Origin of the sequence: Streptomyces sp. NBC_01214 (assembly GCF_026340975.1) — a bacterium.
Taxonomy (GTDB): Bacteria; Actinomycetota; Actinomycetes; order Streptomycetales; family Streptomycetaceae; genus Streptomyces.
This window is the reverse complement of record NZ_JAPEOS010000002.1, coordinates 925,263-952,069: the sequence shown is the minus strand read 5'-3', so window position 1 is coordinate 952,069 and position 26,807 is coordinate 925,263. Positions and strand designations below refer to the sequence as shown.

General features: G+C 70.6%; 26 protein-coding genes. 14 read left to right on the top strand and 12 right to left on the bottom strand.

The features are described 5' to 3' along the window. Window positions 1-129: 129 nt before the first annotated feature. Together OG594_RS29335 and OG594_RS29330 are read right to left on the bottom strand one after the other, a co-directional pair. Window positions 130-1,182 carry a family 2 encapsulin nanocompartment cargo protein polyprenyl transferase gene (locus OG594_RS29335; RefSeq protein ID WP_266606621.1) on the bottom strand — a complete coding sequence of 351 codons (1,053 nt, stop codon included), beginning with the start codon at window positions 1,180-1,182 and terminating at the stop codon, window positions 130-132. After that, the gene (locus OG594_RS29330; RefSeq protein WP_266604788.1) at window positions 1,179-2,585 is read right to left on the bottom strand and encodes a family 2B encapsulin nanocompartment shell protein; all 1,407 of its coding nucleotides are present in this window, start codon (window positions 2,583-2,585) and stop codon (window positions 1,179-1,181) included. Before OG594_RS29330 ends, OG594_RS29335 begins: the two co-directional genes overlap by 4 nt. A 265-nt stretch (window positions 2,586-2,850) precedes the next feature. On the opposite strand from OG594_RS29330, the gene OG594_RS29325 reads away from it, so the two are divergent. From OG594_RS29325 to OG594_RS29315, 3 genes are all read left to right on the top strand, one after another. Continuing rightward, complete coding sequence (locus OG594_RS29325; protein ID WP_266604786.1) at window positions 2,851-3,306, top strand: Rrf2 family transcriptional regulator; 456 nt, start codon at window positions 2,851-2,853, stop codon at window positions 3,304-3,306. A gap of 155 nt (window positions 3,307-3,461) precedes the next feature. Further along, a complete protein-coding gene (locus OG594_RS29320) occupies window positions 3,462-4,658 on the top strand; it encodes a globin domain-containing protein (RefSeq protein WP_266604784.1) in 1,197 nt (398 codons plus the stop codon). Window positions 4,659-4,786: 128 nt separating this feature from the next. Continuing rightward, a complete protein-coding gene (locus OG594_RS29315) occupies window positions 4,787-5,377 on the top strand; it encodes an N-acetylmuramoyl-L-alanine amidase (protein ID WP_266604782.1) in 591 nt (196 codons plus the stop codon). Between the two features lie 28 nt (window positions 5,378-5,405). On the opposite strand, the gene OG594_RS29310 is transcribed toward OG594_RS29315, so the two are convergent. Continuing rightward, entirely contained in the window at window positions 5,406-5,852 is a 447-nt protein-coding gene (locus OG594_RS29310) for an NUDIX hydrolase (RefSeq protein ID WP_266604780.1), read from the bottom strand. Window positions 5,853-5,881: 29 nt separating this feature from the next. Here OG594_RS29310 and OG594_RS29305 point away from each other — a divergent pair, with 29 nt between their 5' ends. Beyond that, entirely contained in the window at window positions 5,882-6,790 is a 909-nt protein-coding gene (locus OG594_RS29305; RefSeq protein WP_266604778.1) for a 1-aminocyclopropane-1-carboxylate deaminase/D-cysteine desulfhydrase, read from the top strand. A 136-nt stretch (window positions 6,791-6,926) separates the two neighbouring features. On the opposite strand, the gene OG594_RS29300 is transcribed toward OG594_RS29305, so the two are convergent. Beyond that, window positions 6,927-8,507 carry a Na+/H+ antiporter gene (locus OG594_RS29300; protein ID WP_266604776.1) on the bottom strand — a complete coding sequence of 527 codons (1,581 nt, stop codon included), beginning with the start codon at window positions 8,505-8,507 and terminating at the stop codon, window positions 6,927-6,929. Window positions 8,508-8,719: 212 nt separating this feature from the next. Between OG594_RS29300 and OG594_RS29295 the strand changes: the two genes are divergently transcribed. From OG594_RS29295 to OG594_RS29285, 3 genes are all read left to right on the top strand, one after another. Further along, window positions 8,720-8,980 carry a UBP-type zinc finger domain-containing protein gene (locus OG594_RS29295; protein WP_266604774.1) on the top strand — a complete coding sequence of 87 codons (261 nt, stop codon included), beginning with the start codon at window positions 8,720-8,722 and terminating at the stop codon, window positions 8,978-8,980. A gap of 200 nt (window positions 8,981-9,180) precedes the next feature. Next, window positions 9,181-9,594 carry an anti-sigma regulatory factor gene (locus OG594_RS29290; protein ID WP_030012703.1) on the top strand — a complete coding sequence of 138 codons (414 nt, stop codon included), beginning with the start codon at window positions 9,181-9,183 and terminating at the stop codon, window positions 9,592-9,594. A gap of 17 nt (window positions 9,595-9,611) precedes the next feature. After that, window positions 9,612-10,640 (top strand): RNA polymerase sigma factor SigF, encoded by a 1,029-nt coding sequence (locus OG594_RS29285; RefSeq protein WP_266606620.1) that lies wholly within the window; start codon window positions 9,612-9,614, stop codon window positions 10,638-10,640. Between the two features lie 23 nt (window positions 10,641-10,663). Here the strand turns inward: OG594_RS29285 and OG594_RS29280 are convergent, their stop codons facing one another. After that, window positions 10,664-11,113: a hypothetical protein gene (locus OG594_RS29280; protein WP_266604772.1), complete on the bottom strand. Its 450-nt coding sequence runs from the start codon at window positions 11,111-11,113 to the stop codon at window positions 10,664-10,666. 84 nt (window positions 11,114-11,197) lie between these two features. Between OG594_RS29280 and OG594_RS29275 the strand changes: the two genes are divergently transcribed. Then, on the top strand, window positions 11,198-12,163 hold the full coding sequence (locus OG594_RS29275) for a diacylglycerol kinase family protein (RefSeq protein ID WP_030385973.1): 966 nt from the start codon (window positions 11,198-11,200) through the stop codon (window positions 12,161-12,163). 324 nt (window positions 12,164-12,487) lie between these two features. After that, the gene (locus OG594_RS29270) at window positions 12,488-12,745 is read left to right on the top strand and encodes a WhiB family transcriptional regulator (RefSeq protein WP_003953983.1); all 258 of its coding nucleotides are present in this window, start codon (window positions 12,488-12,490) and stop codon (window positions 12,743-12,745) included. Window positions 12,746-12,917: 172 nt separating this feature from the next. On the opposite strand, the gene OG594_RS29265 is transcribed toward OG594_RS29270, so the two are convergent. Together OG594_RS29265 and OG594_RS29260 are read right to left on the bottom strand one after the other, a co-directional pair. Beyond that, window positions 12,918-14,387, bottom strand: a complete 1,470-nt coding sequence (locus tag OG594_RS29265) for a sensor histidine kinase (protein ID WP_266606619.1) — start codon at window positions 14,385-14,387, stop codon at window positions 12,918-12,920. A gap of 370 nt (window positions 14,388-14,757) precedes the next feature. Then, window positions 14,758-15,354 (bottom strand): TetR/AcrR family transcriptional regulator, encoded by a 597-nt coding sequence (locus OG594_RS29260; RefSeq protein ID WP_266604768.1) that lies wholly within the window; start codon window positions 15,352-15,354, stop codon window positions 14,758-14,760. Window positions 15,355-15,438: 84 nt separating this feature from the next. Here OG594_RS29260 and OG594_RS29255 point away from each other — a divergent pair, with 84 nt between their 5' ends. Further along, on the top strand, window positions 15,439-16,200 hold the full coding sequence (locus OG594_RS29255; RefSeq protein ID WP_266604766.1) for an SDR family oxidoreductase: 762 nt from the start codon (window positions 15,439-15,441) through the stop codon (window positions 16,198-16,200). 68 nt (window positions 16,201-16,268) lie between these two features. Here OG594_RS29255 and OG594_RS29250 read toward each other — a convergent pair whose 3' ends face one another. Beyond that, a complete protein-coding gene (locus OG594_RS29250) occupies window positions 16,269-17,135 on the bottom strand; it encodes a leishmanolysin-related zinc metalloendopeptidase (protein ID WP_266604764.1) in 867 nt (288 codons plus the stop codon). A gap of 238 nt (window positions 17,136-17,373) precedes the next feature. Here OG594_RS29250 and nagB point away from each other — a divergent pair, with 238 nt between their 5' ends. After that, window positions 17,374-18,159, top strand: a complete 786-nt coding sequence (nagB, locus tag OG594_RS29245) for a glucosamine-6-phosphate deaminase (RefSeq protein WP_266604762.1) — start codon at window positions 17,374-17,376, stop codon at window positions 18,157-18,159. A gap of 220 nt (window positions 18,160-18,379) precedes the next feature. Here the strand turns inward: nagB and OG594_RS29240 are convergent, their stop codons facing one another. The 4 genes from OG594_RS29240 to OG594_RS29225 all read right to left on the bottom strand — a co-directional run bounded on the left by OG594_RS29240 (window position 18,380) and on the right by OG594_RS29225 (window position 23,194). Further along, the gene (locus OG594_RS29240) at window positions 18,380-19,861 is read right to left on the bottom strand and encodes a glycoside hydrolase family 3 protein (RefSeq protein WP_266604760.1); all 1,482 of its coding nucleotides are present in this window, start codon (window positions 19,859-19,861) and stop codon (window positions 18,380-18,382) included. Window positions 19,862-19,868: 7 nt separating this feature from the next. Beyond that, window positions 19,869-20,672 carry a carbohydrate ABC transporter permease gene (locus tag OG594_RS29235; protein ID WP_266606618.1) on the bottom strand — a complete coding sequence of 268 codons (804 nt, stop codon included), beginning with the start codon at window positions 20,670-20,672 and terminating at the stop codon, window positions 19,869-19,871. An 89-nt stretch (window positions 20,673-20,761) separates the two neighbouring features. After that, entirely contained in the window at window positions 20,762-21,781 is a 1,020-nt protein-coding gene (locus OG594_RS29230) for a carbohydrate ABC transporter permease (protein ID WP_266604758.1), read from the bottom strand. Window positions 21,782-21,913: 132 nt separating this feature from the next. Beyond that, window positions 21,914-23,194, bottom strand: a complete 1,281-nt coding sequence (locus tag OG594_RS29225; protein WP_266604756.1) for an extracellular solute-binding protein — start codon at window positions 23,192-23,194, stop codon at window positions 21,914-21,916. A gap of 289 nt (window positions 23,195-23,483) precedes the next feature. Here OG594_RS29225 and OG594_RS29220 point away from each other — a divergent pair, with 289 nt between their 5' ends. From OG594_RS29220 to OG594_RS29210, 3 genes are all read left to right on the top strand, one after another. Continuing rightward, window positions 23,484-24,248 (top strand): GntR family transcriptional regulator, encoded by a 765-nt coding sequence (locus tag OG594_RS29220; RefSeq protein ID WP_030016685.1) that lies wholly within the window; start codon window positions 23,484-23,486, stop codon window positions 24,246-24,248. Window positions 24,249-24,376: 128 nt separating this feature from the next. Further along, on the top strand, window positions 24,377-26,596 hold the full coding sequence (locus tag OG594_RS29215) for a carbon starvation CstA family protein (RefSeq protein WP_266604754.1): 2,220 nt from the start codon (window positions 24,377-24,379) through the stop codon (window positions 26,594-26,596). Then, on the top strand, window positions 26,593-26,790 hold the full coding sequence (locus tag OG594_RS29210; RefSeq protein ID WP_266604752.1) for a YbdD/YjiX family protein: 198 nt from the start codon (window positions 26,593-26,595) through the stop codon (window positions 26,788-26,790). The genes OG594_RS29215 and OG594_RS29210 overlap by 4 nt, the downstream gene beginning before the upstream one ends. Window positions 26,791-26,807: the final 17 nt, after the last annotated feature.

The window sequence follows — 26,807 nt, the reverse complement described above, 5'->3', positions numbered from 1 at the left end:
ACGGGCCTTACCCCCCCCTCGGGCCCCAGCCCCCCTCGGCCCCTGCCCCCTCGGGCCTCTCCCCTTCGGGCCCCAACCCCCCCGAGCCTCGCCCCCTCGGCCCCGGGGTCTACTCGCGCCCCCGCGCGCTCACCGCGTACGGCGCGTCACGAACTCCGCGAGCGCCAGCAGCCCGCCCGCTGCCCCGAGGTCCGGAACGGCCCGGGACAGCTGCTGGACCGCCCGCCCCATCCGGTCCGCGGCCTCGGCCTGCGCCCAGTCGCGCCCGCCGGCCCGGTCCACCGCGTCGGCCGCCCTGCGCACGTCATCCCCGGCCATGGGGCCGTCGTACAGCGCGGCCAGCTCCTTCCCCGCCGCGGTGTCCGAGGTGAGGGCGGCCACGACCGGGAGGGACTTCTTGCGGGCGATCAGGTCCGCCCCGGCGGGCTTGCCGGTGTGCCCCGGGTCCCCCCAGATGCCGATCAGGTCGTCGATCAGCTGGAAGGCCAGCCCGGCCTCCCGCCCGAAGGCGTCCATGGCGTCGACCTCGTCCGGCCCGGCCCCCGCGTACAGGGCGCCCAGCGCGCACGCGCAGCCCAGGAGCGCCCCGGTCTTGGCCGTGGCCATGGCCAGGCACTCGTCGAGCGTGACCTGCGGACGCTGCTCGAAGGCGCAGTCCGCCTGCTGGCCCGCGCACAGCTCGATGACACAGGCCGCGAGCCGGGCCGAGGCCTCCGCAGCGGCCGGGTGCGGGTCCTCCGCGAGCAGCCGCAGCGCGAGCGCCATCATCGCGTCGCCCGTGATGATGGCGTCCGGCGTCCCGAAGACGGTCCAGGCCGTGGGCCGGCCCCGCCGTCGGACATCCTTGTCGATGATGTCGTCGTGCAGCAGCGTGAAGTTGTGCGCCAACTCCACGGCCGCCGCCGCCCGTACGGCCTCATCCGCCGGACCGGCCCCGGTGCCGCGCAGGGCCTGGGCGGACGCCAGCACCAGGGCCGGCCGGATGGCCTTCCCGGCCCCGCCCGAGGCGGGGCTGCCGTCCTCGTGCACCCAGCCGAAGTGGTACATCGCCACGCGCCGCATCGAACCCGGCAGGCTCTCGACCGTGCGGCGCAGCTGCGGGTCGACCGCTTCTCTCGTCCGTTCCAGCAGGGCCGCGGCGTCCTGGCCCTCACCGGTCGCGATGGCGTTCACGGCGGTCAGCGCCAACGGCCGATCTCGACGTTCTCCAACACCCCGAGCGCGTCCGGCACCAACACCGCGGCCGAGAAGTAGGCGGTGACCAGGTAGGAGATGATCGCCTGCTCGCTGATCCCCATGAAGCGGACCGACAGGCTCGGCTCGATCTCGTCCGGGATGCCCGGCTGGTGGAGCCCGATCACGCCCTGCTCGTCCTCGCCGGTGCGCATGCACAGGATGGACGTGGTGCGGGCGTCGCTGATCGGGATCTTGTTGCTCGGGAAGATCGGCACCCCGCGCCAGGCCGGCACCCGGTTGCCGCCGACGTCCACCGACTCCGGGTAGATGCCGCGCTTGTTGCACTCGCGGCCGAAGGCGGCGATCGCCTTGGGGTGCGCCAGGAACAGCTTGGAGCCGCGCCGCATGCTGAGGAGCTGGTCCATGTCGTCGGGGCTGGGCGCGCCGTCGTGCGGCTGGATGCGCTGGTCGTAGTCGGCGTTGTGGAGCAGGCCGAAGTCGCGGTTGTTGAGCATCTCGTGCTCCTGGCGCTCGCGCAGCGCCTCGACCGTGAGCCGCAACTGCTGCTCGGTCTGGTTCATCGGGTGGTTGTAGAGGTCGGCGACGCGGCTGTGCACCCGCAGGACCGTTTGTGCAAGGGAGAGTTCGTACTCGCGCGGCCGGGCCTCGTAGTCCACGAAGGTGCCGGGGAGGACGGCCTCGCCCCGGTGGCCGGCGGAGAGCTCGATCGCGGCCTCGCCGTACGTGTTGGTCTCCCGGCCGGGCCGGGTCCGTACGTCCTCCACGTGCTCGCGCAGCGACTCGACCCGGTCGGCGAGGAGCTGGAAGTCCTGCCGGGACAGGGTGAGGACGGTGCCGGAGGTGGCGGCGCGGGCGGTGTACTCCCAAATCGATTCTTCATCGACGAGGGAGTCGTCGCCGAAGTACGCGCCGTCGGCGACGGTCCGCAGGACGGCGTCCTCCCCGTAGGGGCCGGGGCCGATCTGCTCGATGCGGCCGTGGGCGAGCAGGAAGACCTGGTCGGCGGGGCTGCCGAAGGAGGTCAGCTCCTGGCCGACCTCGAAGTCGATCTGCCGGCACCGCTGGGCGAGTTCACCGAGGACGTCGAGGTCCTCGTAGTCGCGCAGCAGCGGGAGCTCGCCGAGCTCGGCCGGGATCACCTGGACCTGGGTGCCGGTCTTGATGAACTCCACGACGCCGTTGCCGACCGAGTAGCTCAGCCGGCGGTTGACGCGGTACGTGCCGCCCTGCACGGACACCCACGGCAGCATCTTCAGGAGCCACCGCGAAGTGATCTCCTGCATCTGCGGCGCGGACTTGGTCGTGGTTGCCAAGTTCCGTGCGGCCGCCGTCCCCAGACTGCGCTGCGGTGCCTGGGCCTCGGACTCGGAACCTGCCTGGACCGACATGTCTTTCCCTTTCGATCACTCCATGGATCTTCGGCAGCAGCCTTTCAGCACGGAACGTGGTGGGACCATTACACAAAAGGGTGGGACTACTCCGTCCGGGCGCGGGCACCCTTTGGGGTCACCCACCTCCCCCATGAGCCTCTTCAGCCCCACAAACCCCATCGGTTTCGGCCAAGCGCGGGCCTCGCGGGACCTCGCGGGACCTCGCGGAGTCAAGCGCGGGCCTAACTTGCATCAGGGATGCAAGTTTGCCTACGGTGACCCCATGCGGCTGACCCGATTCACCGACCTGGCGCTGCGCGTCCTGATGCGCCTGGCCGTCGAGGAAACGGACCTCCCGACCACCCGTGACGTGGCGGCGACCATGGAGGTCCCCTACACGCACACCGCCAAGGTGGTCGCCAGGCTGCAGCACCTCGGCCTGGTCGAGGCCCGGCGCGGCCGTGGCGGCGGGCTCGCCCTGACCGCCGCCGGGCGCGCCGCGCCGGTCGGCGCGGTGGTGCGCGAACTGGAGGGCGAGGGCGACGTCGTGGAGTGCGAGGGCACCTCGCCCTGCCCGCTGCGCGGCGCCTGCGTACTGCGCGGCGCCCTGCGCCGGGCCCAGGAGGCCTTCTTCGCCGCACTGGACCCGCTCACGGTGAACGACCTGGTGGCGTCCCCGACCGGACCGCTCCTGCTGGGCATTTCGAGCAGGGCGCCGACCGGATCCGGGGGTCCCTGACCCCTCGGGCCGCATGGCCGGTTAGCACCGCCGGACCGGACCGGGCCGGCGGGAGTTCGAACGAAAGTCCGCACCGAGGCGGTCTTTCTTCGATCAAAAATACGCATCTTAAATGCAAATTCACACAGTCACGTCCATCACGCGAGGAGTTCCGCATGCTGTCCGAGAAGTCGAGCGCGACCGTACGAGCCACCCTGCCCGCCGTCGGGGCGGCGATCGGCGACATAGCCGAGCTCTTCTACACCAAGCTCTTCGCGGCCCACCCGGCACTGATCCGCGACCTCTTCAACCGGGGCAACCAGCGGGCCGGCCTCCAGCAGCAGGCCCTCGCGGGCTCCATCGCCGCCTTCGCCACCCACCTCCTCGCCCACCCGGACACCCGGCCCGACGTGATGCTCGGCCGCATCGCCCACAAGCACGCCAGCCTCGGCGTCACCCGCGCCCAGTACGCGGTCGTCCACCAGCACCTCTTCGAGGCGATCGCCGAGGTCCTCGGCGAGGCCGTCACCCCCGAGGTCGCCGAGGCCTGGGACGAGGTCTACTGGCTGATGGCGAACGCCCTGATCGCCCTGGAAGAGCGCCTCTACGCCGAGCAGCGGGTCGTCGCCGGCGACGTGTGGCGCGAGTGGACCGTCACCGAGCGGGTGGCCGAGACCGTGGACTGCACCACCTTCCGGATCACCCCCGCGGACGGCGCCCCGGCGCCCGCCCACCGGCCCGGCCAGTACGTCTCGGTCCAGGTCGAACTCCCCGACGGCGCCCGCCAGATCCGCCAGTACAGCCTGATCACCTCCCCGGGCTCCGCGGTCCGGGCGATCACCGTCAAGCGGGTCCACGGCCCGGCCGCCGCGGGCCCCGACGGCGAGGTCTCCAACCACCTGCACGCCCGGGTCCACGCCGGAGCCACCCTGCGGGTCTCGGCTCCCTACGGCGACCTGGTCCTGGCGGACTCGGCCGCCCCGGTGCTGCTCGCCTCGGCCGGCATCGGCTGCACCCCGATGCTCTCGATGCTGGAGCACCTGGCCGACACCGGGCACGCCGCCCCGGTGACCGTGTTGCACGCCGACCGCTCCCCCGCCGACCACCCGCTGCGGGGCGACCACCGGGCACTGACGCACAAGCTGCCCGACGCCTCGGCCCGGTTCTGGTACGAGGAGTCGGCCGAGCCGGGCGACGGCGAGGGTCTCATGGACCTCTCGACCGTCCCCCTCGCCCCGGGCACCAGGGCCTACCTGTGCGGGCCGCTCCCCTTCATGCGGGCCGTGCGCGAGCAGCTGATCGCCAAGGGGCTGCCGGCCGCCGACATCCACTACGAGGTCTTCGGCCCGGACCTGTGGCTCGCATCGGCCTGATCCCTGGCTGGATCGGATCGCTCACCGTACGAATGCACTAGCCGCGGAAGGGTCGCCTCCACTAAACCGGAGGGTGACGAGGCGGGCACAGAGGGTGCCCGTCGCGCACCGCAACGAAGGAGGCGGCCATGGCCGCACCCATGTCCGCGGACCGTTTCATCAACGCACTGCGCAACGAGGGCCTGACCGTCGTCGAAGTGGGCGCCTGGCGCACCCACAACCGCAACCACAAGGGCCCGTGGGGGCCCGTGCACGGGGTGATGATCCACCACACCGTCACCCGCGGCACCCCGTACACGGTCGAGCTCTGCCGGCAGGGCTACAGCGCCCTGCCCGGCCCGCTCTGCCACGGAGTGATCGCCAAGGACGGCCGCGTCCACCTCGTGGGCTACGGCCGCGCCAACCACGCGGGCGCCGGCGACTCCGACGTGCTCGCGGCGGTGATCGCGGAAAAGCGGCTGCCGCCGGACAACGAGACGGACACCGACGGCAACCGCCACTTCTACGGCTTCGAGTGCGAGAACCTCGGCGACGGCGAGGACCCCTGGCCGACGGTCCAGCTCGACGCCATAGCCCGCGCCGCGGCTGCCATCTGCCGGTACCACCGCTGGACGGCCCGCTCGGTGATCGGCCACCGCGAATGGCAGCCGGGCAAGGTCGACCCCCGGGGCTTCACGATGGATTCCATGCGCGACCGCATCGCCGAGCGCCTGAAGTGAGCCCACCCGTTGCCGAACACCAACAGGATCAGCCGAGGTACGGGGTCGGGCGCCGCTCGACGTAGTGCTGGATCCGCAGGCGCTGGGTGTGGTGCATCGGCAGCGCGCCGAGGTCGGACGGGGCCACGAAACGGATTTCCGTGCTCTCGTCCGACGTGGCCACCGTGCCGCCTGTGACCCGCGCCGTAAAACAGACGTTGAACTGGCGGCGGACCTCGCCGTCGCTGTACTCGCTGATGTGCCGGGGGTCCGAGTACGTGCCGACCAGTCCCGTGATCTCCACGTCCAGCCCGGTCTCCTCCTTGACCTCACGCACGGCCGTCCCGGGCAGGGAGTCCGAGAAGTCCATGCCTCCGCCGGTGACCACAGCCGACGCGGCCACGACCGCCCGTTCCGGCGCGTGGTCACCGATCACGCGCGCGTCACCCGCGCTGCCGGGGCCGAGGTCGCTCGCTCCGGCCCCGGTACGCGGCATCGGGGGCCGGAGCGGCCCACAATGGACGGGTGAACCGCCCCCCGAACGTTGACGCCCTCCTGCGGCCGCGACCGCCGTCGCCGTTGACGGAGATCCGCGACGACGGGTTCGAGCGGCACGGCGTACGGCTGCTGCTCAAGCGCGACGACCTCGTGCATCCCGAGCTGCCCGGCAACAAGTGGCGCAAACTCGCGCCCAACCTGCGCGCGGCCGTGGACGGCGGCCACGACGGCCTCGTCACCTTCGGCGGGGCGTACTCCAACCACCTGCGGGCCACCGCGGCCGCCGGGCGGCTGCTCGGGCTGCGGACGGTCGGCATCGTGCGCGGGGACGAGCTGGCCGGGCGCCCCCTGAACGACTCGCTCGCCCGGTGCGCCGCCGACGGGATGCGGCTGCACTTCGTGTCCCGGTCGGAGTACCGGCGCAAGGCCGAGCCGCACGAGCTGGCCCGGCTGGTGGACGCGGCGGGCGCGGGCGGCGCGTACGTGGTCCCCGAGGGCGGCAGCAACGCCCTCGCCCTGCACGGCTGCGCCGAGCTCGGCCGTGAACTGCGCGGTGCCGCGGATGTGGTGGCGGTGGCCTGCGGTACCGGCGGGACGCTGGCGGGCCTCGCGGCCGGGCTGGCCCCCGGGCAGCGGGCGCTCGGGGTTCCGGTCCTGGCGGGCGGTTTCCTGACCGCGGAGATACGTTCCCTCCAGGCCGCCGCCTTCGGGGGGCCGGCCGGTGCGTGGACCCTGGCCGAGGACTTCCACCACGGCGGCTACGCCCGGGTCCCGGCCGAGCTGGAGGCCTTCGCCGCCGACTTCGGGTCCCGCCACGGTCTCCCGGTGGAGCGGATCTACGTGGCCAAGTTGCTCTGGGCCCTGACCGAGCTCACCGCCGCCGGCGCCTTCCCGCGCGGCACGGTCCTCGCCGCCGTCGTCACGGGCCGGCCGTAGGGGGCGTCTTGCCGATCATGCCGGGTGCTCGCTGGCCCTGGTACCGCGCCTCGCCTCCTTCGTCCGCCTCGCGAAACGCGGCACCAGACCCCGCCCCTGATGCGGCCTGACCGACAAGACACCCCCCGAGCCGCGCTCAGCTCTCCTCGCGGTAGGCCGCGGCCTCCTCCAGGTCCAGCCTGCGCAGGAGCGCCCGCAGCATCTCGTCGTCGATCCGCCGGTCGTCCCGCAGCGTCACGAAGACCTCCCGTTCGGCCCCGATCATCTCCCGCGCGAGCCGCCGGTAGACGTCGTCCGCCGACTCCCCCGTCTCCGGGTTGACCTCGCCCAGCCGCTCCCACACCGCGTTGCGCCGGCGCTCCATCACCGTCCGCAGCCGGTCCGCCAGCGGCGGTGGCAGCGTGCTGTTCTCCGGTTCCTCCAGCAGCTCCGCCAGCCGCTCCTCGGCCGCCCGCGAGGCCTCGCTCTGCGCCTGCGCCTCCGCGAGGGTCTCGGCCTGCACGTCCTTCGGCGGCAGCTTCAGCGCCCGGATCAGCGGCGGCAGCGTCAGCCCCTGCACCACCAGCGTCCCGATGACGGTGGTGAAGGTCAGGAAGAGGATCAGGTTCCGGTGCGGCACGTCCACCGGCACGGAGAAGGCGATGGCCAGCGAGACCACGCCCCGCATCCCGGCCCATCCCACGATCACCGGGGCCTTCCAGTCGGTCTCCGTCTCCCGGTCCCGGATCCGCGGCGACAGCCAGCGGGGCACGAAGGTCGCCGGGAACACCCACAGGAACCGGGCCACCACCACCGCGAGGAACACGGCGGTCGCGTAGGTGGCCGCGTGCAGGCCGTCGTACTCCCCCAGCCCCGTGAGGACCACCGGCAGCTGGAGCCCGATCAGCGCGAAGACCACCGACTCCAGCACGAAGGCGACCACCTTCCACACCGCCTCCTCCTGGAGCCGGGTGGCGAAGTCGACCTGCCAGTTGCGGTGTCCGAGGTACAGCGCGACCACGACCACCGCGAGCACCCCGGAGGCGTGCACCCGCTCGGCGGCCGCGTACGCCACGAAGGGGATCAGCAACGACAGGGTGTTCTGGAGCAGCGGCTCCTTCAGCCGCGTGCGCAGGTGGTGGATCGGCACCATCAGCAGCAGGCCGACGCCGATCCCGCCGACCGAGGCCAGCAGGAACTCCGCGATGCCGCCCGCCCAGCCGGCGCTCACCCCCACGGCCGCGGCCAGCGCCACCTTGTACGCGGTGATCGCGGTGGCGTCGTTGACCAGGGACTCGCCCTGCAGGATGGTCGTGATGCGGTTCGGCAGCCGCAGCTTGCGGGCGATGGCGGTGGCGGCGACGGCGTCCGGCGGGGCGATCACCGCGCCGAGCACCAGCGCCACCGGCAGGGAGAGCCCCGGCACCAGCAGGTACGTCGCGTACCCGACGGCCACCGTCGCGAAGAGCACGTAGCCCACCGACAGCATGGCGATCGGCCGGACGTTCGCGCGCAGGTCCAGGTACGAGCTGTCCACGGCGGCCGTGTACAGCAGCGGCGGGAGCAGCAACGGCAGCACGATGTGCGGGTCGAGGGCGTAGGCGGGCACCCCCGGGACGTAGGCGGCCAGCAGACCGGCGGCGACCAGCAGCAGCGGCGCGGGCACCGGGGTGCGGCGCGCCAGCCCCGCGACGGCCGCACTGCCGGCGACCAGCGCCACCAGCGGCAATACCTCCATCGAAGATCCACCTCAATCGTCGGCCGCTCGCCCCGAACGCGCGGGCTTGGCCGAGGAGATCCCCATGACTCGCACGGCGGGAACGTATTCTGTACGAGATCAAGCTCCGGTCAAAGCGTGACGCATCGACACTCCGCTGCATCGCAGCTCCGGCCCGTGCGCGCGGTTCGCCCCAAGACTGAAGGCCGGGGTTCCGGTACAAGGAGAATGCGATGAGCGAGTGCACCCACGTTGCCGACCTGCCGCGTCCCGAACCGGTGCCCTCCCACCACACCTGCCCCGAATGCCTGGCCCTCGGCAGCCACCCCGTGCAACTGCGGATGTGCCTGTCGTGCGGGTACGTGGCCTGCTGTGATTCCTCGCCCCACCGGCACGCCACCGCACACCACCAGGAGACCGGCCACCCGGTGATGCGGAGCTTCGAACCGGGTGAGACCTGGCGTTGGTGTTTTGTCGACGGTTCGATCGTCTGAAGCGGGGTAGTTCAACCCTCCGCCGGTTCCCCTGATTTGGGCCCCGCAGACCCCTAGCCACTGTGCGTACCCATGGGCTTACCATCAGTCACTGGCTCGCAGGCGGGGTGCGCGGGTGCCTAGAGGGGTGCCGCGACACGATCGCCCGGATCGCGATAGCGTCACCGGCGAACAGAGCTCGTACCACCTTGGAGGTGAGGGTGTCCCAGATCGCAGGCGAGCCCGGGACTCAGGACTTCGTGGAAGTCCGGCTGCCCGCTGCGGGTGCCTACCTGTCGGTGCTGCGGACGGCCACGGCCGGCCTCGCGGCACGTTTGGACTTCACCCTCGACGAGATCGAGGACCTCCGCATCGCGGTGGACGAGGCCTGCGCGATCCTGCTCCAGCAGGCCGTGCCGGGCTCCGTCCTCAGTTGCGTGTTCCGGCTGATCGACGATTCGCTGGAAGTGACCGTCTCGGCGCCGACCACCGACGGGCGCGCACCGGAGCGCGACACGTTCGCGTGGACGGTCCTGTCGGCGCTGGCCGGCAAGGTCGAGGCCACGGTCGAGGAGAACCGGACGGTGAGCATCAGCCTCTACAAACAGCGCGGCGCGGGACCAGGCCCGGCGTGAGCGGCGGGGAGGTCCCGGTGCGGGGCGGGGATCGGCCCCGGGTACGACACGAGGTCGACGGCGGCATCCCGGAGCAGCAGCACGCCCGGCCGCACCCGGCTGACGCGGATGCGGAAGACGGCTTTTTGGACTCGGCGGAGCGACGGGCGGGCCCTATGAGCGAGAACCAGCAGGAACAACCACAACCATCCCAGCCGAACGGGACGGGAGCCGGGGCCGAGGCCCCGGCCCCGGTGGTTCCCTCGGCGGTGCCGGTGCCGGCGTTCCCGGTGACCCCGGCGCTGCCGGATCCGCGCGACCGCAGCGGCGCGCGGGCCCTGTTCATCGAGCTGCGGGCGCTGCCCGACGGGTCGGTGGAGAAGGCCGAGCTGCGCAACCGGCTGGTACGGATGCACCTGCCGCTGGTGGAACACCTGGCGCGGCGCTTCCGCAACCGCGGTGAGCCGCTCGACGACCTGACCCAGGTCGCGACGATCGGCCTCATCAAGTCGGTGGACCGGTTCGACCCGGACCGCGGGGTCGAGTTCTCCACGTACGCGACGCCCACGGTGGTCGGCGAGATCAAGCGCCACTTCCGTGACAAGGGCTGGGCGGTGCGGGTACCGCGCCGTCTGCAGGAGCTGCGCCTCTCGCTGACGACGGCCACGGCCGAACTGTCACAGCAGCACGGCCGCTCCCCGACGGTGCACGAACTGGCCGAGCGGCTGGGGATCTCCGAGGAGGAGGTGCTGGAGGGGCTGGAATCGGCCAATGCCTACAGCACGCTCTCCCTCGACGTCCCGGACACCGACGACGAGTCGCCGGCGGTCGCGGACACCCTGGGCGCGGAGGACGAGGCCCTGGAGGGCGTCGAGTACCGCGAGTCCCTCAAGCCGCTGCTGGAGGGGCTGCCGCCGCGGGAGAAGCGGATCCTGCTGCTTCGCTTCTTCGGCAACATGACCCAGTCACAGATCGCCCAGGAGGTCGGCATCTCCCAGATGCACGTCTCCCGACTGCTGGCCCGCACCCTGGCCCAGCTCCGCGAGAAGCTCCTCGTCGAGGAGTAGGCGAGGAAGAACCGGACGACCGGTTATCGGGCCTGTTCCCCGGGCCCGATACCCAGGGCCTCGGTCGCCGTCGGATTCACCAGGAGGGCGACGACGGCCACCGCGGCCGCGGCCAGCGCCACGGCGGCGGCGATCATGGCGCCGCCGGTGCTGTAGAGGGTCCAGGCCACCGGCAGCGCCATCAGCTGGGTGATCAGGGCCGGGCCGCGGCTCCAGCGGCGGCCCAGGCGCAGCCCGCGGGCCGCGACCAGCGGCAGCGCGGCGAGCGCGAGCAGGGTGATCCCGCCCGTCTCGGCCTGCTGCGGGGAATCGGGGTCACCGGCGATCCCCACGAACAGCATGTAGAGCCCGAGGCCGGCCAGCGCCAGGCCCTCCAGGGCGGTGAGCGCGGCGGCCGCGGTCAGCCGGCCGGGCAGCGCGGCGGTCGGGACGGCGGCGGGGGCGGGTGCGTTCGCGGGCTGCTTCTTACTCACTCCAGCAGGGTAACGGCGCGTCCCGGACCCCGGAGGGGACGGGCAGTAGGGTCGGCGTCCGAAGGGGTGGGTAGTCTGGCGCTCATGCGTGCACTTCTCGTGGCCAACCCAGCAGCGACGACCACCAGTGCGCGCACGCGCGACGTCCTGACCCATGCCCTGGCCAGCGAGATGAAGCTGGAGGCGGTCACCACCGAGTACCGCGGGCACGCCCGGGACCTGGGGCGCAAGGCCGCGCACGAGGGGCTCGACCTCGTCGTCGCCCTCGGTGGCGACGGCACGGTCAACGAGGTGGTCAACGGACTCCTGCACAACGGGCCCGATCCGGAGCGGCTGCCGCGGCTGGCGGTGGTTCCCGGCGGCTCCACCAATGTGTTCGCGCGCGCCCTGGGACTGCCCAACGACGCGGTCGAGGCGACCGGCGCACTGCTGGACGCGCTGCGGGAGCAGCGCGAGCGGACGGTGGGTCTGGGCCTGGCGGCCGGCACTCCGGGCACGGAGGACGAGTCGGTTCCGGCCCGCTGGTTCACCTTCTGCGCGGGCTTCGGCTTCGACGCGGGCGTGGTGGGTCGGGTGGAGCAGCAGCGCGAGCGCGGCAAGCGTTCGACGCACGCCCTGTACGTGCGACAGCTGATGCGCCAGTTCTGGGAGGAGCCGAACCGGCGCCACGGCACGGTCACGCTGGAGCGCCCCGGCGCGGACCCGGTGACCGATCTGGTGCTGTCGATAGTGTGCAATACGTCACCGTGGACGTATCTGGGGAATCGTCCGCTTTACGCCTCCCCCGAAGCCTCGTTCGATACTGCGCTTGACGTATTGGCACTGAACCGTTTGTCAACTCCAGCGGTCGCGCGGTACGCGACACAGCTCCTGACCTCCACTCCTGAGCGGGGTCCGCACGGCAAGCACGCGGTGTCTCTGCACGATCTGACCGACTTCACCTTGCATTCGAAGGTTCCGCTTCCCTTTCAGATGGACGGCGATCACCTCGGACTGCGGACCAGCGTTCGGTTCACAGGCGTACGCCGGGCACTGCGTGTGATTGTGTGAGTAGAAGGGCCTCAGGGCCTTTCACTCGAACGTTTACACGTCGGTCCACCCTCAAGATGTAGGGCTGTGACCTAGTAGACACCGACGAATCAAAAAAAACTTTCCGGAAGGGGTTGTATCCCCGTCCGAGGTTTGCGAATCTCTTCATGGCGATCGGGACAGCCCGCAACACCCGGCACCCACACAGACCGCCAGAACCCCTCCACGAATCTCTGATTGATCACCCGCGTGAAACCGGGCGGTCGCGCTTCCCTCGCGGGGGGATTCGTGAAAGCGTTCACATTCACAAGCAACTTGCCCGCAATACAAGGAGATGGAGCAGCCATGGACTGGCGTCACAACGCCGTTTGTCGTGAGGAAGACCCGGAACTCTTCTTCCCCATCGGCAACACCGGTCCTGCGCTGCTGCAGATCGAGGAAGCCAAGGCCGTCTGCCGCCGTTGCCCCGTCATGGAGCAGTGCCTGCAGTGGGCGCTCGAGTCCGGTCAGGACTCCGGTGTCTGGGGCGGTCTCAGCGAGGACGAGCGCCGCGCCATGAAGCGCCGCGCCGCTCGCAACCGGGCGCGCAACGCCAGCGCCTGACAACGACTTTCGAGCCTCGACGCGCAGCGCGTAGCAACCGAACAAGCGCTCAGCACCGTGCTCTTGAGCCCCGGACCGAATCATTCGGTCCGGGGCTCAGTGCTGTTCGGGACCCGGTTCCGGTCGACCGGGTGAGGAGGGCGGGCCGTCACGCTGAGTCACGGCCCGGCTGCTACTTCTGCGGGCTGGACGGGATGTCGAGGACGACCTTGGTGCCGCGCGGTTCGGCCCGGAGCATGTCGAACGTGCCGCCGAGCTCCCCCTCCACGAGGGTCCGTACGATCTGCAGCCCGAGATTGCCGGCGCGCTGGGGGTCGAATCCCTCGGGCAGACCGCTGCCGTCGTCGAGCACGGTGATCAGCAGCCGGCCATCGGTGCGACCGGTTCCGGTGCGGATCGCGGCCACCTCCACGGTGCCCCCCTCCCCCTGGGTGAAGGCGTGCTCCAGGGCGTTCTGCAAGATCTCCGTCAGCACCATCGACAGCGGAGTGGCGACCTCCGCGTCCAGGATCCCGAACCTGCCGGTGCGCCGGCAGTCGACCTTCCCCGGTGAGATCTCCGAGACCATCGCGATGACGCGGTCGGCGATCTCGTCGAACTCGACCCGCTCGTCGAGGTTCTGAGACAGCGTCTCGTGCACGATCGCGATCGATCCGACACGGCGCACGGCCTCGTTCAACGCCTCGCGGCCCTGCGGCGAATCCATCCGGCGGGACTGGAGCCGCAACAGTGCGGCCACGGTCTGGAGGTTGTTCTTCACCCGGTGGTGGATCTCCCGGATGGTCGCGTCCTTGGTGATCAATTCACGTTCGCGACGACGCAGTTCCGTGACGTCACGGCACAGCACCAGGGAGCCGATCCGGGTGCCCTTCGGCTTGAGCGGGATGGCGCGGAGCTGGATGACCCCGCCGTTGCCGTCGACCTCGGTCTCCCGCGGGGCCCAGCCGCTGGCGAGCTTGACCAGGGCCTCGTCCACCGGTCCGCGGGAGGGGGCGAGTTCGGCCGTGATGGTGCCCAGGTGCTGACCCACGAGGTCGGAGGCGAGGCCGAGCCGGTGGTAGGCGGAGAGCGCGTTCGGCGAGGCGTAGGTGACGACGCCGTCGGCGTCGAGGCGGATCAGGCCGTCCCCGACCCGCGGGGAGGCGTCCATGTCGACCTGCTGGCCGGGGAACGGGAAGGAGCCCGCCGCGATCATCTGCGCGAGGTCGGAGGCGGACTGGAGGTAGGTCAGCTCCAGTCGGCTCGGTGTACGCACAGTGAGCAGATTGGTATTGCGCGCGATCACTCCCAGTACCCGCCCCTCGCGGCGGACGGGGATCGACTCGACGCGGACCGGTACCTCCTCGCGCCACTCGGGGTCGCCCTCGCGCACGATCCGGCCCTCGTCGAGCGCGGCGTCCAGCAGCGGGCGGCGGCCGCGCGGCACCAGGTGGCCGACCATGTCGTCCTGGTACGAGGTGGGGCCGGTGTTCGGGCGCATCTGGGCGACCGAGACGTACCGCGTGCCGTCGAGGGTCGGAACCCACAGGACGAGGTCGGCGAAGGACAGGTCGGAGAGCAGCTGCCACTCCGAAACCAGCAGGTGGAGCCACTCCAGGTCTGTTTCACCAAGAGCGGTGTGCTGGCGTACGAGGTCGTTCATGGAGGGCACGTTGCGAGCGTACCCCGGGTATGCGCCATGACTTTCCCACGACGGTACTCAGGAGTATCCAAGGGGGGCGCGAGCCGCGTACTGTTGGAGGAAGTGACGGGTTTCCAGGCCCTGTCATTGGATGGACAGAACAGAATGGTCTAGTCCACAATTGATTTCAGAACCTCCGCCCTCCCCGCACAGGAGGACGGATCGAGGTAAGCCGCGCGCTCTGCCCTGACCGCGCAGGCACCTCCACCGGCCGTCGGGAACCGCACACCTGTCGGCCGTAAGTACTCCGGGCTACGGTGCCGGGCGGGTCGAGGGTCCCGTCCTGCACCGTGGCCCAGAGGAACTCCTCCGCGGAACGCGCCCCGGCCGGTCAGGCCGCGGGCCAGGCCAGCAGGGCCCGCTCCGCCACCGCCTCCAGTTCTTCCCGGCTCGCCCCGTCGCGCGACTGCTGGGACATCCCCTGGAGCACCGCTCCGGCGTACCGGGCCAGCGCCCGCGCGTCCGTGTCCGCGGGCAGCACGCCCGCCGCCACGTCGGCCCGGATCCGGCTCTCGAACAGCATCAGGTTGGCGTTGCGGCGCTCGCGCAGCGCCTGCGCCACCTCGTCCGAGGTGGTGTTGATCGCGGCACTGATCACCATGCAACCCCGCGGGTGGGCCGGGTCGGTGTAGACCTCGGCGGCCTCGCGCAGGATGCGGGCGACGGCCGCCCGGGCGGTGGGCTCCTCGGCGAGCGCCACGCCCGCGAAGTCCCCGTACCGGCCGCCGTACACCACCACGACCTCGTCGAAGAGCTTGCGCTTGTCACCGAAGGCCGCGTAGAGGCTGGGCGCACTGATGCCGATCGAGGCGGTCAGGTCGGAGATGGAGGTCGCCTCGTAGCCGCGCTCCCAGAAGGCGAGCATCGCCTTGTCGAGGGCGGCGTCGCGGTCGAAGGAACGGGGTCTGCCGCGCTGTCCGGTCACCATGCCCGCATTCTATAGCGGTCGCTAGGAAATCTGATACGTTCATTTCTGTAGCGACCACTAGCGATTACCGGAGGGGGGCGCGTCATGGGCGTGCTCAAGGGAAAGACGGCACTGGTCACCGGCGGTAGCCGGGGCATCGGACGGGCCGTGGCCGAGCGGTTGGCGCGGGACGGGGCACTCGTCGCGGTGCACTACGGGCGCAACGGGGCAGCGGCGCAGGAGACCGTCGCGGCGATCGGGGCGGCCGGCGGACGAGCCTTCGCCATCGGGGCGGAGCTCGGCGTCCCCGGCGACGCCAAGGCCCTCTGGGCGGCGTACGCAGCCCATCCCGACCACACCGAGGGCGTGGACATCCTGGTCAACAACGCCGGGGCGGCGGCCTTCGCGGGGATCGCAGACACGGACGAGGAGATGTACGACCGGGCGCACGCGCTCAACGCCAAGGCGCCGTTCTTCGTGATCAAGTACGGGCTGGAGCGGCTGCGCGACGGGGGCCGGATCGTGAACGTGACCGGCACCCCGGACATCGCCCTGCCGGCCATCCTGGCCACGGTCACGGCCAAGGGCGCCGCGAACGCGCTGACCCGGTCACTGGCCGCCGAACTGGCCCCGCGCGGGATCACTGTGAACTCGGTCGGCCCCGGCATCACCGAGACCGACCTCAATGCGGACCTCCTCGCGGACGGGGCGACCCGGTCCCACCTGGCCGCCCGCTCGGTCTTCCACCGGGTGGGCACGGCCCAGGAGGTCGCCGACGTGGTGGCCTTCCTGGCCTCGCCGGACTCCCGCTGGGTGACGGGCCAGCACCTGGACGCGACGGGCGGCCTCCAGCTGGCGCTGATCTAGGCACCGTCGGGGCGTCCGACGCCGAGGGCGCTGGGGCGCGGTGTACGGCCCCAGTGCCCTCGGGCCCTTCAGGGCCGGTCGGCGGGGATGCTGCTGGGGACGGTCGGGAGCATGACGCCCCGCTGCGTGACGGACTCCGCGCCGCCGGCCAGGGCGATGGCGAAGGGGTCGGGGAGTTCGTAGGGCTCCGCGGCGTCGAGGTCGACCTGGTACCCGAGGTCACCGAGGCTCGCCGCGGTCAGCCTGCTCAGGGGATTGCCGGGGCCCCCGATGGTCGGCGACATCAGCTCGTTGCCGAAGACCCGCTCCCGCCAGTGACCGCCCGCGCTCCCCGCGCCGCCGACGTTCGCGACCGGTACGGGAGTGGGCTGCCCGACCCCGATGAGCTCGCCGAACTCCTTCATGGCGCCGGGACCTACGAAGGTGGGGTTGGGGCCGGGGAAGTCCTTCAGCAGACCGAAGACGCCCCAGATCGTCCCGATCCCCAGCACGTGTCCCATCTCGTGCGTGATGACGTCGAGGAGCGAGCCGTCGTCCTCCATCTGTCCGAGGTCGGCCTTGTCGAACCGCATCACGCCCGTGGCGGGCAGGCGCGCTCCGGTGACCGCCGTCTCACGCCGGAAGCGGGTCGGCCCCGCCTTCCCGAGCGTGCCGAAGACCCCGTCGATCGCCACTCCTTCGGCATCGATCAAGAGGTCGTCGATGACGACGTCGCCGGTGAAGTCGCGAACGATCGCGGTCTCCAGGTCGCCGACGATGACCCTGGCCCAGCGCTCGGCCGCCTCGGCGAAGACGTCCCGCTGGCCGCTCGTCAGCCCTCCGATGAACCGCACCTCGATCTGGAACGGGGAGGTGGTCGCGGCGAGCAGCTCGGCGCGACCGGCATCCGCGACAGCTCTGTAGGTCTCGAAGGCGTAGCTGGTGTGCCTGCCCATGACGACCACTCCAATCGCATATACCATGATTTACCTACATAAACCACCGTAGAGGGGAACGGAGTTGTAGACAGGGCAATCAAAAGGTTGAAGGTTCTCCCGCCCCTCTCCCTCCCCTCCCGACCTCTCCCAGCCCCTTCCGCATCGCGACGGATCGCGGCAAGACCCCCGCCGTGCGCGGCAGCCTCTGCTAGATTGGTCTATACCACCTCACCCACTCCAGATCGGCAGGCCCCGCGTGGAAGTTGTCATCGTCCCGGACGCCAAGGCAGGCGGCGAGCTCATCGCGGAGGCCATGGCCGCCCTGGTGCGGCGCAAGCCCGACGCCCTGCTCGGCGTGGCGACCGGCTCTACCCCGCTGCCCATCTACGAGGCCCTCGCGCGCAAGGTCGGGGCGGGTGAGGTCGACGCCTCCAGGGCCCGGATCTGCCAGCTCGACGAGTACGTCGGCCTGCCGGCCGGGCACCCCGAGTCCTACCGCGCGGTCGTGCTCCGCGAGGTCGTGGAGCCGCTCGGCCTGTCCGAGGCCTCCTTCATGGGCCCCGACGGTTCGGCCGAGGACATCGTCAGCGCGTGCGAGGCCTACGACCGCGCCCTGGCCGAGGCCGGCGGCGTCGACCTCCAGCTGCTCGGCATCGGCACGGACGGCCACATCGGCTTCAACGAGCCCTGCTCCTCCCTCGCCTCCCGCACCCGCATCAAGACGCTGACGGAGCAGACCCGCGTGGACAACGCGCGCTTCTTCGACGACGACCTGGAGCAGGTGCCGCACCACGTCATCACCCAGGGCATCGGCACCATCCTCGACGCCCGCCACCTGGTCCTCCTGGCCACGGGTGAGGGCAAGGCCGAGGCCGTCGCGCAGACCGTCGAGGGTCCGCTGTCCGCGCTGGTCCCGGCCTCCGCGCTGCAGCTGCACCGGCACGCCACCGTGATCGTGGACGAGGCCGCCGCCTCGAAGCTGAAGCTGGCCGACTACTTCCGCCACACCTACGCCAACAAGCCCGCCTGGCAGGGCCTTTAGCCGCACGGGCACGACAGGAGGGCCGGACTCCCGCCGAGGGAGTCCGGCCCTTCGTGTCGCGTGCGGGCATCCGCTGCGCGGAGCCTTCCGGGCGCTGCCCGGACGCCGGACGGGCTGAAGATTCAGCCTCGCCGGCGTTTGAGGCGCGGGTCCGGGCAGAGCCCGGGAAACGGTGAAAGGGCGGGGCGGGGAGCAGCTCCGCGCAGCGGCAACCGCAGGGCTACGCCCCCGCGATGATCTCGGCCGCGGCCCGCCCGCAGACGCGGGACGCGCCATGGGTGGCGATGTACACCGCACCCCGCGGCGCAGCCATCGGCAGGCCCATCTCGACCACCACCGTGTCCGGCCGCGCAGCGACCAGCGCGTCGAGGACCTCGGTCATCCACGGGTGCCGGTGCGCGTCACGGACCACCACGACGACGGTACGGTCCCCGGCCGCCGCCATGACGTCCCCGGCGGAGGAGCCCTCGGGGTAGACGCCCGCCGCGGTGCCCGGGAGCAGCTCGGCGAGTTCCGCCGCCACGCCCCACGGGGTCTCGTCCCCCACCGCGATGTTCGCGACGGGCGCGAGCGTGGCGACGTAGGGCTCCGTGAGCGGCTTCGCCGAGCCGGTGACGACCACGGCGCGGCGGGCGGCGGTCAGCCCGATGCCGGACGCGCGGCTCCCCTCCGGCTGCGCGTCCGGCCGGGCTCCGCGGGTCCATGCGGCGAGGGCGCGGACGCGGGCGGCGGCATCGGCGAGGCGCTCCTCGGGCAGTGCCCCCTCGCGGACGGCCGCGACCAGCGCGTCGCGCAGCCGCAGGACGGTGGCTTCGTCGGCGAGTCCGCCGCCGACGCAGATGGCGTCGGCGCCGGCCGCGATGGCCAGGACCGAACCGCGCTCGATCCCGTACGTCCCGGCGATGGCGTTCATCTCCATGCCGTCGGTGACGATGAGGCCCTCGTAGCCGAGCTCCCCCCGCAGCAGGCCGGTCAGGATCTGCGGGCTGAGCGTGGCCGGGCGGGTCGGGTCGAGGGCGGGCACCAGGATGTGCGCGCTCATCACGGCCTTGGTACCGGCCTCGATCGCGGCCTTGAACGGGACGAGTTCCCGTGCGGCGAGGGTGTCCAGGTCCACGTCGATGCGCGGCAGGGCGTGGTGCGAGTCGACGTTGGTGTCGCCGTGGCCCGGGAAGTGCTTGGTGCACGCGGCCACTCCGGCGGCCTGGAGGCCCTGGACGTAGGCGGCGGTGTGCCGGGCGGCGAGGTGGGTGTCGGCGCCGAAGGACCGTACGCCGATCACCGGGTTGTCCGGGTTGGAGTTGACGTCGGCGGAGGGGGCCCAGTTGAGGTTGACCCCGCACTCGGCGAGGCGCCGACCCAGTTCGCGGGCGACGTCCCGGGTGAGGTCGGTGTCGTCGACGGCTCCGAGGGCCAGGTTGCCGGGGAAGGACGAACCGCCCCGGACCTCCAGGCGGGTGACGTCGCCGCCCTCCTCGTCGATGGCGACCAGGACGTCGTCGCGCTCGGTGCGCAGCTGCGCGGTCAGCGCGGCGAGCTGCTCGGGCGAGGCGATGTTGCGGCCGAACAGGCCGACGGCGGTGAGGCCTTCGCCGACCCGGCGGAGCAGCCAGGCGGGGGCGGTGGTGCCCTCGAAGCCGGGCTGGAGGACGGCGAGGGCGTCGCGGGTGAGCGTATCGGTGCGGTGCGCAAGGACAGTCATGACGGCGTCATCCCTTCACGGCGCCGGCGGTCATGCCGCCGACGGCCTTGCGCTGGAGGAAGATGAAGATCAGCAGGACCGGGACGGCGAAGAGCGAGGAAGCGGCCATGGTGGCGCCCCAGTCGTTGCCGAAGGCGGACATGAACTCGGTCAGCCACAGCGGCAGGGTCTGCGCGCTCTTGTCCTTGTTGAGGATCAGGACCATGGCGAACTCGTTCCAGGCCGTGATGAAGCCGAAGAGCGAGGTGGACATCAGGCCGGGGGCCAGCAGCGGGAAGATCACCTTGCGGAAGGCCTGGCCGCGCGTGCAGCCGTCGATCTGGGCCGCCTCCTCCAAGGTCACCGGGACGGCGGCGATGAAGCCGCGCAGGGTCCAGATGGTGAAGGGGAGGATCATCACGAAGTAGATCGCGGTGAGCAGCGGGAGGCTGTTCAGCATCTCGCTGTCGCGGGCGATCATGTACATCGCGATGACCATGACCTCCCAGGGGGCCATCTGGGCCATCATCACGGTGAGGACCAGGCCCTTGCGGCCCTTGAACTTCATTCGGGCGATGGCGAAGCTCGCGGCGAGGGCGACGAGCAGGGCCAGCAGGACGGCGCCGACGGTGACCAGGACGCTGTTGGTGACGTACGTCCAGAAGTTCTCGACCCCGGTGGCCTTGACGAAGTTGTCCGTCGTCGGCGTGAAGACGAAGACGGGGTCCTTCGTGAGCATCTGGTCGGCCGGCTTGAGGGCCGAGGAGAACATCCAGTACACGGGGAAGACGAAGACCAGGGCCAGCAGGAGTGCGCCGAGGTTCTTGGCCACGGCTGCGGGGCGTACCGGGCGGCGGGTCCGGAGCTGTTGTGCGGGCCTCTGGGGAGCCGCGGGCTTCGGGGCGGTGGTCGTGCTCGTGCTCACTGCTCCTCCTCCTGCTTCAGGATCAGGCGGAAGTAGACGGACATGACGATCACGAGGATCACGATCGTCAGGACGGAGATCGCGGCGGCGAGACCGTAGTGGGCCTGGCTCTGGCCCTCGACGTAGGCGAAGACCGGCAGGATCTCGGAGGCGCGGTCCGGTCCGCCCTTGTTCATCGCGTAGACCTGGGTGAAGGCCTTGAACACCCAGATCACCTCGAGGAAGGTGGTGATGAGGAAGAAGGGCTTCAGATTCGGGAAGACGATCTTCCAGAAGGTCTGCCAGCCGTTGGCCCCGTCCATGCGGGCGGCCTCGTACAGCTCGGCGCCGACCGTGGTGAGACCGGCGTACATGTTGAGTGCGACGAAGGGGATGGAGCCCCAGACCACCAGGATCGTGACGATCACCATGGTGGAGAGGCCGGTCTCCATCCAGTTGTGCTGCTCGTAGCCGGAGAAGCCGGCGGTGCGCATGACCCAGTTCATGACGCCGAACTGCTCGTCGAACAGCCAGCGGAAGACCTGTACCGAGGCGACGATGGGCATGGCCCAGGCCATCACCAGGGCCATCGAGAGGACCAGTCGCATCTTCGTGCCGAGCTTGTTCAGCAGGATGCCGATGAGGCTTCCCAACACCATGATCAGCGCGACGTTGGCCAGGGTGAAGCCGAAGCTGCGGACGACGACGGTCCAGAAGTTCGCGTCACCGAGCAGCTCGGTGTAGTTGTCGAGTCCCGCGAAGGGGTACTTCCGCTGGATGAACTCGATCTTGTTGATGTCCTGGAGGGACAGGATCACGTTCTTGATCAGCGGGTACAGCAGGAGCGTCGCGAGGGCGAGCACCGCGGGCGCGACCAGCAGATAGGGCAGCCACCCCGAGGGGAGCGACTTTCTGCCTCCGCGAGGCGGCGTATGGCTGGCGCCGGTTGCTGGGGCCGGCGTCTCGGGCCGTCCGGCGGACTTCGGTGGTGCGTCCTGTGGAGCGCTGGTCACCGCTCCCTGGGAGTGCACGGTCATGGCTTGGCTTCCTCGCGGTTGACTGTGGAGTCAAATGCGCGACCGGGGGCGCGGCGGGTGTCCGGGCACCTGCCGCACGCCCCGGTGCGTTCACACTGCACTGCTGGGTCGTGCGGGTACTGCGCGGCGGGACTACTTGTTGATGCGCTTCGCGATCTCCGCGTCCGCGTCCGCGCCCGCCTTGGCGGCGTCCTCACCCTTCAGGACCTTGGTCATGAACTCCTTGATGGGGTTCGGCTCGGTCTCGACGTTCGCCCAGCCCGCGGTGACCGGGGTGATCTTGCCGTTGGCGCCGGCCTTGCCCATGGCCTCGGCGAAGGAGCCCGCGGCGGGGGTGAAGTTGGCACCGGCCTGGTTCGGGAGCAGCGCGCCCTTGGTCTCGGCGGCGTACTTGGTCATCTGCTCCTTGCCGGCGGCCAGCGCCAGCCACTCCTTGGCGAGCTCCTTGTTCTTGGAGCGCTCGGCGATGGCGAGGTTCGAGCCGCCGAGGAAGACGGTGCCGGACTTGTCGGCGGTCTTGCCCGGGATCGGGAAGTAGCCGAAGTCGGCTTCCTTGCCCGCGTCCTTCAGGGCCTTCTCGGCGCCACCGGCCTCCCAGCCGAGACCGATCCAGGAGGCGACGCCGCCCTTGGGAACGATGTCGGTGGACTGCTGCGGGGTGGCCTCGTCCTTGTCCTTGGGGGCGGTGGAGAAGGACTGGAGCTTCTTGTAGAAGTCCATGGCGGAGGCGGCCTGCGGGGTGCCCAGTCCACCCTTCCACTTGCTGCCGTCCTTGACGGCGAGGTCGCCGCCCTCGTCCCAGATCAGGCCCGCGAGGACGTACCAGCTCTGGCCGGGCAGGTAGATCGGCTGCGAGGCCGGGTCGGCCGCCTTCAGCTTCTCCAGGCCGGCGACCCACTCGTCGCGGGTGGTGGGCGGGGTGACGCCGGCCTTCGCGAAGGCCTTCTTGTCGTAGATGACGACGCGGTTGGCGGCGTACCACGGGGCGGAGTAGAGCTTGCCCTCGACCTCGGCCGAGGCGAGCATGCTCTTCTGCCAGGCGTCGGCGCCGAGCTGGGCCTTGTCCTTCGTCAGGTCGGCGAGACCGCCGGTGACCGCGTAGCCCGCGGTCTGGGTGTTGCCGAGCTCAAGAACGTCCGGAGGGTTGTTCTCGGAGAGGGCCGTGGTGACCTTCTCCTGGATGCCGGTCCACTTCTGCTCCTCGACCTTGACCGTCACACCGGGGTGCTTGGCCGAGAACTCCTTGTTGACCTCTTCGATCCAGGCCTTCGGCGCGGAGCCGTCCATGACCCAGACGGTGATCTCCTTGGGACCCGCATCGGCCTTGGCCTTGTCGTCGTCCCCGTTCCCACAAGCCGCGAGGCCGATAACCATGCCCGCGACTCCAACCGCCGCGATGAGCTTGCGCTTCACGCCACCCTCCTCAGGGATGCCTGCCTGCACTTCCCTTGCCCGCCGCGGTGACATACGCGAAGTACTGCCGTGGGGCCGGGATCTGATCCATATTGGTTTAGACCAGTAGCTGGAGCTTGGCCTAGACCTTTAGGGGTGTCAAGGGTCTAATGAGCGGGTGCCCGGTCCGTTATCGGACCGACACCTGGGGAGAGAGAAGGCCCGTCCCCCCTTACGTGTCACGATGTGACCGCACATATCGGAGGAGCCGGTGACGGCAGCGAAACTGGAGTCGGGAAGGCGGGCGGCGATGGCCACCGAAGGGGCGACCACGGAGCCGGAAGGCGGGGCAGCCACTCGCACGGCGCGTGTGCCCAAGTACTACCGACTCAAGCGGCACTTGCTCGACATGACCGAGACGCTGCCGCCCGGCACGCCGGTGCCGCCCGAGCGCACGCTCGCGGCCGAGTTCGACACCTCGCGGACCACCGTCCGCCAAGCCCTCCAGGAACTGGTCGTAGAGGGGCGACTGGAGCGGATCCAGGGCAAGGGCACCTTCGTCGCCAAGCCCAAGGTCTCCCAGGCCCTGCAACTGACCTCGTACACGGAGGACATGCGGGCCCAGGGTCTGGAACCGACGTCCCAGCTCCTCGACATCGGCTACGTGACGGCCGACGACACCCTCGCCGGGCTGCTCAAGATCACCACCGGCGGACGGGTGCTGCGCATCGAGCGGCTGCGCCTGGCCAGCGGTGAGCCGATGGCCATCGAGACCACCCACCTCTCGGCCAAGCGCTTCCCCGCACTGCGCCGGTCGCTGGCCAAGTACACCTCCCTCTACACCGCGCTCGCCGAGGTGTACGACGTGCACCTGGCCGAGGCCGAGGAGACCATCGAGACCTCACTGGCCACCCCGCGCGAGGCCGGCCTGCTCGGCACCGACGTCGGACTGCCGATGCTGATGCTCTCCCGGCACTCCCTGGACGCCGACGGCGAACCGGTGGAGTGGGTGCGGTCGGTGTACCGCGGCGACCGGTACAAGTTCGTCGCCCGGCTCAAGCGCCCGGCCGTCTGACCTCGCCCGTCGGGCTCCACGTACCGAATTCCTTCACATACCGGAATACGGACGGGGTCTTACGCTCAGCGGGCAATCCCCCGTAGATTCCCTGCGCTTACGCAGATGATCGACGAGGGGACGAGGTCATGCCTGAACCGGAAGCAACAGGGACAGAACGGGACGCGGCGAGTCCGGGAAGCACGCCGGGCTCGCCCTCCCCCAAGTCCGTCGCCGCGTGGGTGCTCGTCGGACTCGTCGGCGCCATCGGCTGGGGCGTACTCGCGCTCTCGCGCGGCGAGGAGATCTCCGCCGCCTGGCTGCTCGCGGCCGCACTGGGCTCGTACGCGATCGCCTACCGCTTCTACGCGCGCTTCATCGCGGACCGCGTACTGAAGGTGGACGCCACCCGGGCCACGCCCGCCGAACGCCTTGACAACGGTGTTGACTTCCACCCGACCGACCGCCGGGTGCTCTTCGGCCACCACTTCGCGGCCGTGGCCGGCGCCGGCCCGCTCGTCGGCCCCGTGCTCGCCGCGCAGATGGGCTATCTGCCGGGCACCATCTGGATCGTCGCCGGCGTCATCTTCGCCGGGGCCGTCCAGGACATGGTCACGCTGTTCTTCTCCACCCGCCGCGACGGACGTTCGCTCGGCCAGATGGCCCGGGACGAGATCGGACCCGTCGGCGGGGCCGCCGCCCTGGTCGCCGTGTTCGCCATCATGATCATCCTGCTGGCGGTGCTGGCCCTGGTCATCGTCAACGCCCTGGCGCACTCGCCCTGGGGCGTCTTCTCCATCGGCATGACCATCCCGATCGCCGTCTTCATGGGCTTCTACCTGCGCGTGCTGCGGCCCGGCCGGGTCACCGAGGTCTCCGTCATCGGCGTCGCACTGCTGCTGCTCGCCATCGTCGCGGGCGGCTGGGTCGCCGAGTCCTCCTTCGCCAGCACCTTCACCCTGGAGAAGGAGACGCTGGTCATCTGGATGGTGGTCTACGGCTTCCTGGCGTCGGTGCTGCCGGTGTGGATGCTGCTCGCGCCCCGCGACTACCTCTCCACCTTCATGAAGGTCGGCACGATCGCGCTCCTCGCGCTCGGCGTGGTCATCGCGATGCCCACCCTGAAGATGCCCTCGGTCACCGACTTCGCGGCGAGCGGCGACGGACCGGTCTTCGCCGGGTCGATGTTCCCCTTCGTCTTCATCACCATCGCCTGTGGCGCCCTCTCCGGCTTCCACGCCCTGGTCTCCTCGGGAACCACCCCGAAGATGATCCAGAAGGAGACCCAGGTCCGCATGATCGGCTACGGCGCCATGCTGACCGAGTCGTTCGTCGCCGTCATGGCGATCATCGCGGCCTGCATCATCGAGCCCGGCCTCTTCTTCGCGGTCAACTCCCCTCCCGGGATCATCGGCACCACGGTCGAGTCCGCCTCCCAGGCGGTGACCAACTTCGGCTTCGCGATCTCCCCCGAGGCGCTCGCCCAGGCCGCCAAGGACGTCGAGGAAGCCAGTCTGCTCTCGCGCACGGGCGGCGCGCCGACCTTCGCACTCGGAATGTCGGAGATCTTCTCCGCCGTGGTCGGCGGCGCCGGCATGAAGGCCTTCTGGTACCACTTCGCCATCATGTTCGAGGCGCTCTTCATCCTGACGACGCTCGACGCGGGCACCCGCGTGGGCCGGTTCATGCTCCAGGACACCCTCGGCAACGTGCACAAGTCCTTCAAGGACGTCAGCTGGAAGCCCGGCGTGTGGTTCGCGAGCGCGATCGTCGTCGGCGGCTGGGGCTACTTCCTGTGGGTCGGCATCAAGGACCCGCTCGGCGGCATCAACCAGCTCTTCCCGCTCTTCGGCATCGCCAACCAGCTGCTCGCCGCGGTCGCGCTGGCCGTCTGCACCACGCTGCTGGTCAAGTCCGGCCGGCTCAAGTGGGCCTGGGTGACGGGTGTTCCGCTGGTCTGGGACGCCACGGTGACCCTCACCGCGAGCTACCAGAAGATCTTCTCCGAGGACGTGAAGGTCGGCTTCTTCGCCCAGCGCGACAAGTACCAGGCCGGAATCGACGCCGACAAGGTGCTGGCGCCCGCCAAGAACATGGACGACATGCACACCGTGGTCACCAACGCCACGGTCGACGGCGTGCTGTGCGCCTTCTTCGCCCTCCTGATCATCGTCGTCCTCGCGGACGCGGCCCGGACCTGCCTCAAGGCCGTCCGCGACCCGGGGTCGGCGGTCCTCTCCGAGACCCCGTGGACCAAGTCGAAGATCGTCGCCCCGGCCGGCCTGATCGCGACCGCCGAGGAACGCGCGGAGCTCGCCGCGGCGGGCCCCCAGGCGGGCGGCGGACACGTCAAGGAGCCGGTGGCGTGAGCACCGTACGGAGCGCTCTGGCCAAGGCCCGGTTCTACGTGCGGGAGTTCTCCGGGGAGGCCGCGTACGACCGGTACGTGGCCCACGCCCGCTCCCACGACCCGGACGCGGAGGTCCTCACCCGCCGCGCCTTCGAACGCGCCCGTACGGACGCCCGCGAGGCGGACCCCCGCGAGGGCTTCCGCTGCTGCTGAGCGATACGAAGGGCCCC